Consider the following 14,837-nt stretch of genomic DNA (forward strand, 5'->3'; position numbering starts at 1 on the left):
TCCGGACTCACCGGAGCGGTCCGCCGGCTGCGGTCGGACTTCACCAACGGCATCGAGAACCTCCCCGTGCGGTTCGGCTGACGCGGGGCGCCGGACCCGGCCGCGGGCGGTGGAAAAAGAAGTGGCCTCCGCCCACGGGACCTTGTTACGGTGGATCCGTTCCCGCCGACCGGTGCGGAACAGCCAGCACGTGCATGACCCGGAGGTGAGTTCGTTGATGACTGTCGTCGCGCAGGGCGCTGCCCGCACTCAGAAGACCATCAATGTCACTTCTGTGGTCTCCGGCTGACCTCACACACCTCCACGCGCCGGGCGCGTGCCGCCGGGGCCACCCTGTGAAGGGTTTCCCTTGTCTTTCTCTTCCTTCTCCTCGCTCTCCTCCTTCCCGCAGGCTCCGCTCCCGCACGCCCTCGCCGCCTTCGGCTGGGACACCGCGTGGGAGGCCGAGTTCACCCCGTACGTCGAACAGGGCCTCGTCCCCGGCCGCGTCGTACGGGTCGACCGGGGCCAGTGCGACGTCATGACCCCCGACGGCGCGGTCCGCGCCGACACCGCCTTCGTCACCCCGCACGACCCGCTCCGGGTCATCTGCACCGGTGACTGGGCCGCCGTCGAGCCGGCCGGAAACCCGCGGTACGTGAAGGCGTACCTGCCGCGCCGGACCGCCTTCGTACGGTCCACCTCCTCGCAGCGGTCCGAGGGGCAGATCCTCGCCGCGAACGTCGACCACGCGATCATCGCCGTCTCCCTCGCCGTCGAGCTGGACCTGGGGCGCATCGAGCGCTTCCTGGCGCTGGCGTGGGAGTCGGGCGCGCAGCCGCTGGTCGTCCTCACCAAAGCGGACCTGGTCCCCGACCCGGCGACGCTCGCCCACCTGGTCCAGGACGTGGAGAACACCGCGCCCGGGGTGCCGGTGCTCGCCGTCTCCTCCCGCACGGGGGACGGCACGGACGTCCTGGCCGCCGTCGTCGCGGGCGGTACCAGCGTGCTGCTCGGCATCTCGGGCGCCGGCAAGTCCACCCTGGCCAACACCCTCCTCGGCACCGACGCGATGGAGGTCCAGGAGGCGCGCGAGGTCGACGGCAAGGGCCGCCACACGACGACGACGCGCAACCTGCTCGCCCTCCCCGGCGGCGGCGTCCTCATCGACACCCCCGGACTGCGGGGCGTGGGGCTCTGGGACGCCGAGGTCGGAGTCGGCCAGGTCTTCGCGGAGATCGAGGAGTACGCGGCACAGTGCCGCTTCCACGACTGCGCGCACGCGGCGGAACCGGGGTGCGCGGTGCTGGCCGCCCTGGCCTCGGGGGAACTGGCGGAACGCCGCCTGGAGAGCTACCGCAAACTGCTGCGGGAGAACCAGCGGATCGTCGCGAAGACGGACGCCCGCCTGCGGTCGGAGATCCGCCGGGACTGGCGCCTGAAGTCGGCGGAGGGCCGCGCCAATTACGCGGCGAAGCGCACCGGCCGCGCCTAGGAGGTGTCGTCAGAGTCGTTCCGAACGCCCGCACGGCAGGAGCGAGTTCGACGACACCCCCCGAGGGGCGGGTGCCGTGCCGCCGGGCGTCCACCGCGGCCGCCCGGCGCCACCGCCCGCAGCGGTTCCCGGTCCGCGATACTGCGGACATGCTGCTGACATGGATCGCGGAGGTGGCGGACGAGCCCCTGGTGCTCGAGCCGGCCGACCGGCGGTCGGAGTCGGACACCGACACCTGGTGGCTGAGCGCGGAGGACGAGGACAGGCGGTCCTTGTCCGTGACCGAGGTGGTCGCCGCGTTCGAGCGGACCGCCGAGGCGATCCGGTTCCGTATCCGTCCGGCGGGCTTCGCCGGGGTCGCGACGTTCCACGTCTGGCACGACCGGCGGGCCGGACAGCTCCGCTGCTCGACCGGTTCGGTGGCCGCCGACAAGCTGCCGTTCGGCGGCGCCCACGTGCTGACCGCCGACCTCGGCCCCGTCGTCGCCGGCTTCCTGAACGGCGTGGAGCCGGGCGCCGTCACCCGGTCGGACCTCGACGACGTGACGGGCCGGCCGGATCGGGCCGCACCCGCGGCGCACGTGTGGGTCCGCGACGTCGGACCGACCTCCCCCTGACGCCGCTCCGGGAGAATGCGTCCCCGTCCTTCGAGGACCCCGGCCCCTACGGCTACCGGGCGGCCGAGCACCGCGTCGACCGCCGCAGGGGCGGGCCGACGTGCTCATTCCGGGGTTCGCGTGGCCCGGTCCGGGCCCCACCGGTGCGGACGGGGCTCAGGTGGACGCCGGGTGGGCGGTGTGGTGGGCGAGGGGCGTGTGGGGGTCGCCGTCGGGGGTGGGGGCGTGGTCGGTGTGGACCGTCGCCGCGGTCAGCCGGGGGACCGCGTGGATCAGGGCGTGCTCGGCGGCCACCGCCAGCGCGTGCGCCCGTACCACCGTCAGCCCGGGGTCGACCACGATGTCCGCCTCGGCCCGCAGCGCGTGGCCGATCCACCGCATCCGGACCCGCCCCACGTCCAGTACCCCGTCCACCGCGCGCAGCGCGGCCTCCGCCGCGTCGACCAGGGCCGGGTCGACCGAGTCCATCAGCCGCCGGCAGACCTCGCGGGCGGCGTCCCACAGGACCAGCAGGATCGCCAGGGTGATCAGCAGGCCGACCACCGGGTCGGCGGCCCGCCAGCCCAGTGCCGCTCCGCCGGCGCCCAGCAGGACGGCCAGCGAGGTGAAGCCGTCCGTACGGGCGTGCAGGCCGTCGGCGACCAGCGCGGCAGAACCGATCCGGCGGCCCGTACGGATACGGAGCCGGGCGACCCACTCGTTCCCGGCGAAACCGGCGAGCGCCGCGCCCGCGACCGCCCACAGGTGCGTGACGTCCCGGGGGTCGAGCAGCCGGTCCACGGCCGCCCAGGCGGCGAGGACCGCGGACGCCGCGATGGTCGCCACGATGATGATGCCCGCCAGGTCCTCGGCGCGGCCGTACCCGTAGGTGTAACGGCGGTTCGCCGCCCGCCGCCCGAGCACGAACGCGATGCCCAGCGGGACGGCGGTCAGCGCGTCGGCGGCGTTGTGGACCGTGTCGCCGAGCAGCGCCACCGACCCGGACAGCAGGACGACCGCCGCCTGGACGACGGTGGTCAGCGCGAGGACGGCCAGGGAGACCCACAGGGTGCGCATCCCCGCGCGGGAGGTCTCCATCGCGGCGTCGACCTTGTCGGCGGCCTCATGGCCGTGCGGCCTGAGGAGGTGGGCCAGCCGTTTCCGCGCCCGGGCCGCACCCCCGGGACCACCCTGCGGCGCGTGCGCGTGCGCGTGCCCGTGGCGGTGACCGTTGCCGGATCTGTCGTGCCCGGGCCCCGGGTGATCGTCAGGCCCGTCGTGACCGGGCCCCGCGTGGCCTTCAGGCCCCGCGTGACCGTGACCGTGCCCGTGCCCGTGGCCGTGGCCGTGTGCGTCGTGTCCGTGCGTGTGCCCGTGACCCTCCATCCCGCCTACGGTGGCACAACGATCCGATTGCGGCCATCACCGTCCTACCTCCTGTGACCAGCTGCGATGCCTGCGCAGCAGCGCCCGTGGCGCCGTAGCGCCCGGTGCGCCTCGGCCCGGTTCGGGCACCGGCCGGGCGCCGTGGCCATCGGCCCGCCGCGGCCTTGGCCGTCCTGGCCGGTGGGCTTCACCACCGGCCCGGGTCGACTGCTCGGCCAACCCCAGGCGGCACGCCGTCCAGGCCCCACGTGCGGACCCGCTCCGGGTGGATCATCGGGCCACCCAGCCCCGTTCGTACGCGTGCCAGCCGAGCTGCAGCCGGGTCGTCACCCCCGACACCTCCATCAGCCCCTTGACCCGCCGCTGCACCGTCCGCAGGCCCAGCTCCAAGTGCTTGGCCACGCTCGCGTCCGTCATCCCCGCCAGCAGCAGCGACAGGATCTCCAGGTCGGTGGTGTCGGGGCTGCCCCCGGACTCCTCTGCCGAGCCGGCCGCGCCCAGCCGCAGCGGCAGCGACTCCCGCCACACCGCCTCGAACAGCCCCGTCAGGGACTCCAGCAGCCCCGACGCGTGCACCACCAGCGCCGCCGGCTCCGCGCCGCGCGCCGTCAGCGGCACCATGGCCAGGGTGCGGTCCGCGATCACCAGCTTCGTCGGGACCTGCCCCGTCACCCGGACCCGCTCGCCGCGCGCCAGCGCCGTCGACGCCTCGCGGATCCCGCTCGGCAGGGTCAGTACCTCCCGCTCGATCACCACCCGGTACTCGACCCCGCGGACGGCCGCCCGGTCCTCCGCCTCGTTGTCGGTGCCCGTCACCACCTGCGGCCGGCCGGTGACCAGTGCGCACACCTCCTCCACCGCGCCCAGCTGAAGCTGGTGGAAGCGGTGCGCCACCGCGCTCGCGCCCTGCACCACCTCCACCAGGTCGTGGACCGCCGGCTCGGCGGCCTCCGCCCGGAACTCCTCCGCCAGCAGCACCGCCGCCAGCTCCGCCTGCTCCAGCTCGTGCCGCTGCTGCGTCAGCAGCGCCCCCAGGGCCACCCCCGGCGGGGCCGCCACCCAGCGCCCCGGCCGGGCCGAGGACTGGGCCGCCAGCCCGTGCCGCTCCAGGTGCCGCAGCGCCCGCTCGGTCTGCGGCACGGGCAGGGTCAGCCGGTGCGCGAGGTCGGGCACCTCCGCCGCCCCCAGCGCCACCAGCGCGCGGTACGCCGACTCCTGGCCCTCGTCCAGGCCTATCGCACCCAGCAACCCGTCCACCCCACCTCTCCACGCGGCGCCTGGCGGGAAGCGGCCACGGCGCAAACCCGCCGCGGACATCATCGCCGCACCCCCCGCCACTCTGCCAAGGTCATGCCACCGCAGCACCAACATCCGCTGGCCAGAAGCCATTTACGCGGCGGCTTTGCCGTGCAATGCAGTAGTTGGCCGGAATTCACCTGGAGAGAGCGATGCGCCCGATATCGCGTACGGTGCTGGGAGCGGCCACAGCGGCCGTCCTGGCCGCCACCGCCGTGGGCCCGTCCACGGCACAGCCGAGCGACGGAGCGCCGGACAGAAGACCCGTCACGGGGAGCGAAGCGGCCGGGAAGCAGCCCGCGGCCCCCGTCACCGTGACCCTGGTCACCGGCGACAGGGTCCTGGTCTCCACCGACGCCGCCGGCCGCACCGCCGCCACGGCGATGCCCCGCGAGGACGGGTCGCAGCCGCTCGTACAGACCCGCCAGTCCGGCAAGGACCTCTACGTCTACCCCGAGGACGCGGTCCCCGCGCTCGCCTCGGGCAAGGTCGACCACGAGCTGTTCAACGTCACCGGCCTCGTCCGCCAGGGCTACGACGACGCGCACAGCAAGAAGCTCCCGCTGATCGCCGTCTACGATGCCTCCGTCAACGTGGCGCGCGCCGCCCCGCCCGCACCCCGCGGCGCCGACCGCTCCCTGGTCCTCGACTCCATCGGCGCCGTCGCGCTCTCCGCCGACAAGCAGCAGGCCGCCGCCTTCTGGGCCGACGTCACCGGTACGGACGCCCGTGCCCGCGCCGCCGCCGGCCCGCTGAAGAAGCTGTGGCTCGACGGCAAGGTCCAGGCGAACCTCGAGCGTTCCACCCGCCAGGTCAACGCCCCCGCCGCCTGGGCCGCCGGGTACGACGGCAAGGGCACCAAGGTCGCCGTCCTCGACACCGGCACCGACCTGGAGCACCCCGACCTCAAGGGCCGCGTCGGCGCGTCGAAGAACTTCACCGACTCCGACTCCGACGCCGACCGCCAGGGCCACGGCACCCACACCATCTCCACCGTCGGCGGCTCCGGAGCCGAGAGCGGCGGAGCGAAGAAGGGCGTCGCCCCCGGCGCCGAACTGCTCAGCGGCAAGGTCCTCAACGACCAGGGCTACGGCCTCGACTCGTGGATCATCGCCGGCATGGAGTGGGCCGTCGACAGCAAGGCCGACGTGGTCTCCATGAGCCTCGGCGACCCCTCCCAGACCAGCTGCGACGACCCGATGAGCGCCGCCGCCGAACGCCTCGCGCAGAACACGGGCACCCTGTTCGTGATCGCCGCGGGCAACACCGGCCCCGGCAACAACACGGTGTCCGCGCCCGGTTGCGCGCCCAGCGTGCTGACCGTCGGCGCCGTCGACCGCGACGACACCACGGCCTCCTTCTCCAGCCGCGGCCCCGCCGGACTCCAGCACACCCTCAAGCCCGAGATCGCCGCCCCCGGCGTCGGGATCTCGGCCGCCGCCGCCGGCGGGCGCGGGGTGTACGCGTACCAGTCCATGTCCGGCACCTCGATGGCCACCCCGCACGTCGCGGGCGCCGCCGCCATCGTCAAGCAGCGCCACCCCGACTGGACGGCCCAGCAGGTCAAGGCCGCCCTCGTCGGCTCAGCCGACACCAAGGTCCCCGGTGACGTACGGCAGACCGGTGGCGGCCGCCTCGACGTGAAGGCGGCGATCGGTACCGCCGTCGTCGGCGCCCCCGCCGTGCAGGGCGGCACGTACAACTGGCCGCAGGACCGCAGCGACCGGACGACCGTCCAGGTCCCGTACACCAACACCGCCGCCCGGTCCGTCACCCTGGACCTCGCCGTCGAGAAGGTCACCGGCAACGACGGCTCCGCCGTCCGCGGCGGGATCGCCCGCCTGGTCCGGCGCACGGTGACCGTCCCGGCCGGCGCCACCGTCAAGGTGCCCCTCGCCCTCGACCCGTCCGCGAAGCTGGAACGCTCCCAGTACGGGGACGTCACCGGCCGCGTCGTCGCCACCGCGAACGGCGTGCGCGTCTCCACCCCCTTCTCGCTCTACGTCGAGCCGGAGACGGTGACCCTGCGCGTCAAGCTGATCGACCGCTCGGGCAAGCCGGCCGCCGGACCGTCCTCCCTGGACGTCATCGGCACCGACGACGCGAGCGGCGAGCGCCGCTTCAACGAGGGCGCCGCGGACCAGGTCTACCGGGTGCGCCCCGGCGCGTACTTCCTCTCCGCCTTCGTCGGCACCCCCGACGCGGGCGAGGGCGCCGAGCTGACCGACTCCCTCACCTACCTCGGTCGCCCCCAGGTCGAACTGAGGAAGGACACGACCGTCGTCCTGGACGCCCGCAAGGCCGGCCGGCTGGACATCGCGGGCGACAAGCCCCTCGAAGCACGCAACACCACCCTCGGCTTCGCCCGCAGCTGGGACGACACCTGGCTGCACGCCGGCACCGCCATGGGCGGCCGGACCATCCGCGGCTACTACGCCTCCGTCGAAGGACGCGCCGAGGACGGCGCGTTCGAGTTCGGCAGCTACTGGCGGGCCGGCGCCCCCGTGCTCTCCGAGCTGAAGGTGGCCGGCGGCCCGGTCCTGCACCCCATCACCGCGTCCACCGGCAGCGACAACCTCGACGGCCATGGCAGCGCCCCCCTGGTCAACGCCGGTTCCGGCACCCCCGAGGAGCTCGCCGCGGTCGCCGCCAAGGGTGCCGTCGTCCTGGTCAAGGCCACGGACGGGGCGCTGTACGACGTCGCCGGGAACGCCAGGGCCGCGGGCGCCGCGGCGGTGCTCGCCTACCGCGAGGCGCCCGGCCGCTGGGTCGCCTCCACCGGCTTCGCGGGCGCCCCGGTGCCCGTCCTCGCCCTCCAGTCCGGCGAGGGCAAGGCGCTGCTCGCCCGGCTCGCCGCGGGCGAGGTCGCACTGTCCTGGAAGGGCACGGCGAAGAGTCCGTACGTCTACTCCCTCGCCTTCCCCGAGACCGGGCAGGTGCAGGGGAACCACACCTACCGGGTCCGCGACCGCGACCTCGGCCAGGTGGACGCCACCTACCACTCCATGGGCGTGGCCTCGGACTTCATCGACATCTCCGGTGCCTACCGGCCGATCGGCAGCGCCGTCTACTTCGGCTCGGTCGAGACCGTCGCCGCGCCGGGCCGGCGCACCGAGTTCTACTCGGCCGCAGACACCTCCTGGGACCAGCTGCTCTCCAGCAGCTTCCCGTGGGGCGAGTTCATGACCGGTGAGCAGCGTGCCTACGCCAAGGGCCAGAAGACCACGGTCAGTTGGTACGACGGCGTGACCGCCCCGGTCGCACCCCGCGACCGCACCGGCAAGGAGGCGCTCGCCGCCGAACGGCAGGGCAACCTGATCGGCTTCGCCCCGGCGATGTGGGGCGACAGCGCCCACTTCGCCCAGCCGGGCTCCTTCGGCGACATCGGCGGCCTCCAGCTCAAGCGCAACGGCGAGGTCATCGGGGACAGCTGGTACCCCTTCGGAGTGTTCGAGGTCCCGGCCGACGAGGCGCGGTACGAACTGACCCAGGGCATCGAGAAGATCGGCCCGCCCGCCCGTACCTGGCAGCGGTCCACCGCGGTCCGGACGACGTGGGGCTTCACCTCGAAGCGGGACCCGTCGGCGTACTCGCAGGGCCTGCCGCTCCTCTTCCCCCGGTACGAGGCCCCGCTCGACGGGAACAAGACGGTCCCGGCGGCCAACGGCCAGAGCATCGGGCTGAGCGTCACCGGGCACGCGGGCTACGCGCCCGGCGCGCTCGAGTCCGCGAAGCTGTCGTACTCCTACGACGGCGAGAACTGGACCGCGGCGAAGGCGGCCGAGCGCGGCGGCAGGTGGACCGCCGCCGTCGACCACGCGGGAGCTTCCGGCAAGCCGGTATCGCTGAAGGTCGAACTGACCGACGCGAACGGCGTGTCGGTGACCCAGACGGTGACACGGGCGTACGACGTCCGCTGATCCGTACGGGTAGAGCGGGAGGGGTCCACCGGACGGCGGTCCGGTGGGCCCTTTTCGCGCGTTCCACGTTTTCCGCCGCCGCGGGAGGCCGACAATAGGGCCATGAGTCAGCAGGGCGCGGACGACTGGTGGCAGAAGCTCTACGAGGACCCGGACGCGGGAGCGGACCCCGACCCGGGGGACACGCTCGATCACCGCTTCCGCTCGGCGGCGGTTCTGACGACGCCCCCGACGGTCCCCCCTCAGGCGACCCCGGAGGCGGACACGGGGTCACCCCCGGCGTCCGGTGCGGGGTCGCCTCCGGCCGGTGCGGCGCCTCCGGCCGGTGCGGCGCCTCCGGCGTCCGGTGCGGCGCCTCCGGCGGTTGGAGCGACTGCACCCCCGGCCGTCGGCGCGACTGCACCCCCGGCCGCGGCGGGGCCGCCGCCCCCGTCAACGTCGGCCCAGCCCGGCCCGCCTCCGCCGCGGCCGCCCGCGGGGCCGCCGCCGCCGCTGCCCCGGCTCCCGGCATCCGGCGTCTTCGGGCCGCCGGGGCCGCCCGGACCGCCCCCGCCGCCGGAGGCGCGCCGTCCGGAGGCCACGGCCCCCCCGGCCGCCGTCCCGGCGCCTGCCGCCGTGGCGGGACCACGGCCCGCGTCACCGCCCGCGTCACCGCCCGCGTCACCGCCCGCGGAGGCGGGCCCGCCTTCGGGGAGGCCCGCGGCGGGGTTCCTGCCCGGGCCACGGCAGGGCTCGGCCCCCGTGCCGCCCGTGCCGGACGGGCCGCCGCCCCCGCCGCCCGTGCCGCCGGCCGCGCCCGTGCCGCCGTACCCGCGCTGGGACCCCCGGGCGGGCGGCGCCACCGGCTACGCGCTCGGGGGAGTGGAGGTGCCTCCCGTACCCGTACCGGCTTCCGTACGGCAGTCCGGGCCGCCGGAACCGGCCTCCACCGCCCGGCCGGAGGTGCGCCACCTCGGTGACCGGGCCCCGACCTACGCCGCCGAACCGGGCGCCCTGCCCGCCGCCGACCCGTCGGCCCTCGCCGGGCTGACCCCCGACACCGTCCTGGACGGGGCCCGCTACGGCACGTACACCCTGCGCGCCGCCTCCCTGCGCGGGGACTCCGCGCGCTACCGCGGCGATCCCCGCCGGGACCACCTCCTCACCGCCCGCTTCGGCACCGGCGACGACGCCCTGGTCCTCGTGGTCATCGCGGGCGGCGACCGGGCCGCCCCCGGGGCCGCCGAGGCCGCCGCCGAGCTGTGCCGGACCGTCGCGGCGGCCGTCGGACGCAGCCAGGAGCGGCTGGCCGACGACATCCGCGGCGGGCACCGCGAGGCCCTGCGCTCGGGACTCCAGCGGCTCGCCGACCGGGGCTACGGGCGGCTGCGGGCGCACGCCGCCGCACGGGGCCTCGCCGAGGAGGCGTACACCGCCGGGCTGCGCGGCCTGCTGCTCCCGGTGGACCCGCGGTGCCGCACCCGGGTCTGCTTCGGCTCGGGCGCGGGCGGGCTGTTCCGGCTCCGGGGAGGCCGCTGGCAGGACCTGGAGCCCGACGCGCCCGCGGCCACGGCGTCCGGGGAACGGGACGGCGACTTCCGCTTCCGCGCGTCGGTGGCCCGCCCCGGGGACACCCTGCTGCTGTGCTCGGGCGGCCTGGCCGAGCCGATGGAGGAAGAGGCCGCCCTGTCGGCTGAGCTCGCCGCCCGCTGGTCGGGGCAGGAGCCGCCGGGCCTCGCGGCCTTCCTCGCGGACATCCAGCTCCGCCTCAAGGGGTACGCCGACGACCGCACGGCCGCCGCCGTCTGGGAGGCGTAACCGGCGCATGCGTGGCTGGATGGGAGGCACGCGCATCGGAGAACCGGACGGGAACGGACCGGACACCGGAGAGGGCGCCTCCCCATGGCCAAGCAGAACGTCGCGGAGCAGTTCGTCGACATCCTCGTACGCGCGGGCGTCCGGCGGATGTACGGAGTCGTCGGCGACAGCCTCAACCCGGTGGTCGACGCGATCCGCCGGACGGGTGACATCGACTGGATCCAGGTCCGGCACGAGGAGACGGCCGCCTTCGCGGCCGGCGCCGAGGCCCAGATCACCGGCCGTCTCGCGGCCTGCGCGGGATCGTGCGGGCCCGGCATCCTGCACCTGATCAACGGCCTCTACGACGCCCACCGCTCGATGGCGCCGGTCCTCGCGCTCGCCTCCCAGATCCCCTCCTCGGAGATCGGCCTCGGCTACTTCCAGGAGACCCACCCCGACCGGCTGTTCGCCGAGTGCAGCCCCTACAGCGAGCTGATCTCCAACCCCCGCCAGATGCCTCGGGTGCTCCAGAGCGCCATCCAGCACGCCATCGGGCGCAGCGGCGTCGGGGTCGTCTCGCTGCCCGGGGACATCGCGGGCGCGCCCGCGCCGGAGAAGACCGTCGAGCAGGCGCTCGTCACCGCCCGCCCCACGGTCCGGCCCGGAGACGGAGAGATCGACAAGCTCGTCCGGCTCGTCGACGAGGCGGAGCGCGTCACGCTCTTCTGCACGCGGACGCGCTGGAGGGCGTGGTCAAGGCGTACACGCGCAAGGTGGAGAAGCACGCCCCGATCCACCCGGAGTACGTGGCGGCCGTCCTCGACGAACTGGCGGACGACGACGCAGTGTTCACTGTGGATACGGGCATGTGCAACGTGTGGGCCGCGCGCTATCTTTCCCCGAACGGCAAGCGGCGTATCATCGGCTCCTTCAGCCACGGCTCCATGGCCAACGCGCTCCCTCAGGCCATCGGCGCACAGTTCACCGACCGGAACCGTCAAGTGGTGTCGATGTCGGGCGACGGCGGGTTCTCGATGCTGATGGGAGATTTCCTCACCCTGGTGCAGTACGACCTGCCCGTCAAAGTGGTCCTGTTCAACAACTCATCCCTCGGGATGGTGGAGTTGGAGATGTTGGTTTCCGGCCTGCCCTCCTACGGGACCACGAACACGAACCCCGACTTCGCCGCGATCGCCCGGGCGGCGGGCGCCTACGGGGTCCGGGTGGAGAGCCGAAGCAGCTCACAGGGGCTTTGAAGGACGCGTTCCGGCACAAGGGACCCGCTCTGGTGGACGTGGTGACCGACCCCAACGCCCTGTCGATTCCGCCCAGGATCAGTGCCGACATGGTGACCGGTTTCGCACTTTCCGCCAGCAAGATCGTGCTCGACGGCGGGGTGGGCCGGATGATCCAGATGGCTCGATCCAACCTGCGCAACGTGCCCCGCCCGTAAGCCCGCAGGAGTGCGGATCGGTCCGAGGGGCATGCATCCCGTAGACCTGTTCGAGAGTCATGGACGCGGGAGGTACATCGCCGTGCGGGTGGGGGCGAAGACCGGAAAGCTGTGGAAGAGGGGGCGGCCCGTACCGCGAGAACCATCGACCGGCGCCGAGGACGGGGGAGCGGTGGACACGCAGCGGATCACGCGGAGCGTGCGCCGGGCGGATCTTAAGGCCGTGGGGGAAGTCCGCCGGGCGTTACGGGAGCTGATGCGCCACCGGTGCCGGACCGACGCCGCCGACGTAGCGGAGCTGCTCATCACCGAACTGGTCACCAACGCCCTCGTCCACACCGACCAGGGCGCCGAGGTCTCCGCCAGCCTCGGCGGATCCCGTCTCCGCGTGGAGGTCCGCGACTACGCCGCCCGCCGCCCCCGCCCGCACGTACCGACCGCCGACGACGGTACGCACGGGCGGGGCCTGGCGCTGGTGCAGGCCCTCGCCGACGCCTGGGGCGTGGACGGGTCGGCCGCGGGCGGCGGCAAGGTGGTGTGGTTCGAACTGCACGCCACCCGTACCCCGGGATACGAGGCGGCGTAGGGGGTGCCGTCACGATCGTTCCTGCCGTGCGGCGCGCCTTGCGGGCGTACGGAACGAGTCTGACGACACCCCCTGGGCCCGCGGGACCCGCCTGAACGAGCGGGCCCCGCGGAGTGCCGACGGGGAGCCGTCAGCCGAACTGCTGCTCCAGGTCCTTCAGTTTGCGCTCCAGGGAGTCGAGCCGGGGGATGGTCTGGGTGTCGTCCTCGGCGGTGAGGTCCACCGTCCGCGGACCGGTCACCTCGAGGGATTCGGAGGATCCGGACACGGCCTGGAGCGAGGGCCTTCCGGAACTCCCTCCCAGCGGCAGCCGGGGCGGCGGCGTCAGCTGTCCCGGGCCCGCTATGGCCGGCTCCGCGCCGACCGGCGCGGAGCCCGGTCCGGGAGCCAGCCCCGGCATGTCGCCCTCGCGGGCGCGGGCCCGCCCGAACGCCCGGTTCTGCCGGCCGAGTGCCTTGATGTGGGCGCGGTCCAGGCGGTGTTGCTCGCGCCGCCGGTGCCGGTCGTTCTCCTTCTCCTTCTTGTCCTCGCGGACTTCGTCCACGGCCTCGTCGAGGGTGCGGACCCCCTCCAGCAGCATCAGGGACCACGCGCCGAAGGTCTCCCGGGGCGCCCGCAGCCAGCGGACCATCCGGATCTGCGGCAGCGGCCGGGGGATCAGGCCCTGCTCGCGCAGTGCCGCCCGGCGGGTCTGCTTCAGGGCCCGGTCGAAGAGGACCGCCGCCGAGAGCGACATCCCGGCGAAGAACTGCGGGGCCCCGTCGTGGCCCAGGCCCCTGGGCGCGTGAACCCAGTTGAACCACGCGGCCGCCCCCGCGAACAGCCAGACCAGCATGCGCGAGCCCAGTGCCGCGTCGCCGTGGCTGGCCTCGCGGACGGCGAGCACCGAGCAGAACATGGCGGCGCCGTCGAGGCCGAAGGGGACGAGGTACTCCCACCCCCCGGAGAGGTTGAGGTTCTGCCGGCCGAAGCCGACCAGCCCGTGGAAGGAGAGCGCGGCGGCGACCGCCGCGCAGCAGAAGAGCAGGACGTACGAGGCGGTCCCGTAGACGGCTTCCTTGCGCCGCCGCCGCTCCTCGCTGCGCTCCCAGCTGTCCTCGGCCGCGGCCTTCTCGCTCTCGCGCTTTCCCCGGGCCAGTACCGCAACTGCCGCAAGCACGCCCAGGATCAGCAGGCTGCCGGGCAGCAGCCAGTCCAGCGATATGTCGGTCAGTCTCATGCGGATGTCCCTTGCCTCGCGTCTGCGGTCGTGCGGCTTTCCGGGCGTCATAGTGGCGCAGCCGGTCCGCCGTACACGCGGGTTTCGGGGCAAGTGGACGCCATCGGGGGGCGGGGCCCGCCGGATAGGGTGTTGTCCGTCGAACTGGAGCCCGTACGGACTGAGTTGAGTTCGATTTGCGGTCACCCCCGCGGGTGGGTTCGGAGCGGGAGGGCGGCGGCGGCCGGGGTCCGGCCCCGCCGGGGGCCCGGCGGCTACGCCGTGAGCCGGGCCACGCGGTCCGCGTCGCACGTGCGGGGGCAGGTCACGCAGGTGTCGTCCGGGCGGATCGTGTAGAAGAAGCAGCAGCTGGCCCGGTCCCGGGTGGGCAGCTCCGTGCCGTCGGGGCCCGCGAGCGTCCGGAAGCCCGCGCCGCCGGTGTACGGGGCCGTCGAGCCGGGCAGCAGGGCCTCCAGCTCGGCCATCGCCCGCCGCTCCTCGCCGAGCAGGGTGCCGATGTACCAGAGGCTCTCGACGACCTCGTCCGTGACCATGCCCCACAGGGCGCGCCGGCCGCGCCGCATGCGCGGGCCGAAACCTTCCAGTACCGGTCCGAGGTGCTGGGCCACCGCAGCCCGCACCTCGTCGCGCAGCGCCTCCCCGTCGGGCACGACCCGTGCGCCGGGGAGAGCGGCCGCCGGATCGTCCGGCAGGCAGGCGAAGCCGTCGACGCGCACGGCCATCCGGCCGAGCGTCCGGTGGAAGGTGACCCCGGACACGGGGAGGCTCGGCACCCGCCGGTGGAGGAACCACGGCAGGGTGATCAGCAGGCACGCGGGCCACGCGTACCGGTGCAGGCCGAAGCTCGCCACCACGTCGGGGCGGGCCTGGTGCCCGTAGTCCTTCAGCACCTGGGCGTTGTCCCAGGCGAGGAAGGCGTCGAGCGCCGGTCCTCCGGCCGCCAGCTCGTCCGCGCCGACCCATCCCACACCGCGAGGGAGAGGTTCGTGCGCGGCCCGCTCGGCGACCCCGAGTCCGCCGTAGACCTCGGCCAGGCGTGCGTACGCATCCGCCACCGGAGAGCCGTCCGGGGCGGGTGTGACGCGCGCCGAGGCGCCGAGGACCGTGACGGTCATGGTGGACCACCGA

9 protein-coding genes and 1 pseudogene are annotated in these 14,837 nt (G+C 74.4%); 6 read left to right on the plus strand and 4 right to left on the minus strand.

What is annotated here, in order from left to right; all coding sequences use genetic code 11:
• The first annotated feature begins 349 nt into the window (after window positions 1-349).
• On the plus strand, window positions 350-1,474 hold the full coding sequence (gene rsgA / locus OTB16_RS12185) for a ribosome small subunit-dependent GTPase A (RefSeq protein WP_267720125.1): 1,125 nt from the start codon (window positions 350-352) through the stop codon (window positions 1,472-1,474).
• A gap of 149 nt (window positions 1,475-1,623) precedes the next feature.
• Window positions 1,624-2,091: a hypothetical protein gene (locus tag OTB16_RS12190; RefSeq protein WP_267720126.1), complete on the plus strand. Its 468-nt coding sequence runs from the start codon at window positions 1,624-1,626 to the stop codon at window positions 2,089-2,091.
• A gap of 156 nt (window positions 2,092-2,247) precedes the next feature.
• Here the strand turns inward: OTB16_RS12190 and OTB16_RS12195 are convergent, their stop codons facing one another.
• Window positions 2,248-3,456, minus strand: a complete 1,209-nt coding sequence (locus OTB16_RS12195) for a cation diffusion facilitator family transporter (protein WP_267720127.1) — start codon at window positions 3,454-3,456, stop codon at window positions 2,248-2,250.
• A gap of 270 nt (window positions 3,457-3,726) precedes the next feature.
• Window positions 3,727-4,704 (minus strand): helix-turn-helix domain-containing protein, encoded by a 978-nt coding sequence (locus OTB16_RS12200; protein WP_267720257.1) that lies wholly within the window; start codon window positions 4,702-4,704, stop codon window positions 3,727-3,729.
• 200 nt (window positions 4,705-4,904) lie between these two features.
• Here OTB16_RS12200 and OTB16_RS12205 point away from each other — a divergent pair, with 200 nt between their 5' ends.
• The 4 genes and pseudogenes from OTB16_RS12205 (at window position 4,905) to OTB16_RS12220 (ending at window position 12,490) form a co-directional block, all read left to right on the plus strand.
• Window positions 4,905-8,672: a S8 family peptidase gene (locus tag OTB16_RS12205; RefSeq protein ID WP_267720128.1), complete on the plus strand. Its 3,768-nt coding sequence runs from the start codon at window positions 4,905-4,907 to the stop codon at window positions 8,670-8,672.
• Window positions 8,673-9,413: 741 nt separating this feature from the next.
• Window positions 9,414-10,469, plus strand: coding sequence for a protein phosphatase 2C domain-containing protein (locus OTB16_RS12210; RefSeq protein WP_267720129.1), 1,056 nt, complete (start codon window positions 9,414-9,416; stop codon window positions 10,467-10,469).
• 84 nt (window positions 10,470-10,553) lie between these two features.
• A pseudogene (locus OTB16_RS12215) lies at window positions 10,554-11,904 on the plus strand (thiamine pyrophosphate-dependent enzyme).
• Between the two features lie 172 nt (window positions 11,905-12,076).
• Entirely contained in the window at window positions 12,077-12,490 is a 414-nt protein-coding gene (locus OTB16_RS12220) for an ATP-binding protein (protein WP_267720130.1), read from the plus strand.
• A 130-nt stretch (window positions 12,491-12,620) separates the two neighbouring features.
• Here OTB16_RS12220 and OTB16_RS12225 read toward each other — a convergent pair whose 3' ends face one another.
• Window positions 12,621-13,709 carry a DUF2637 domain-containing protein gene (locus OTB16_RS12225; RefSeq protein WP_267720131.1) on the minus strand — a complete coding sequence of 363 codons (1,089 nt, stop codon included), beginning with the start codon at window positions 13,707-13,709 and terminating at the stop codon, window positions 12,621-12,623.
• 254 nt (window positions 13,710-13,963) lie between these two features.
• Window positions 13,964-14,824: a (2Fe-2S)-binding protein gene (locus OTB16_RS12230; RefSeq protein WP_267720132.1), complete on the minus strand. Its 861-nt coding sequence runs from the start codon at window positions 14,822-14,824 to the stop codon at window positions 13,964-13,966.
• Between the last annotated feature and the right edge of the window lie 13 nt (window positions 14,825-14,837).

It is taken from the genome of Streptomyces antarcticus (assembly GCF_026627255.1).
GTDB lineage: Bacteria > Actinomycetota > Actinomycetes > Streptomycetales > Streptomycetaceae > Streptomyces > Streptomyces antarcticus.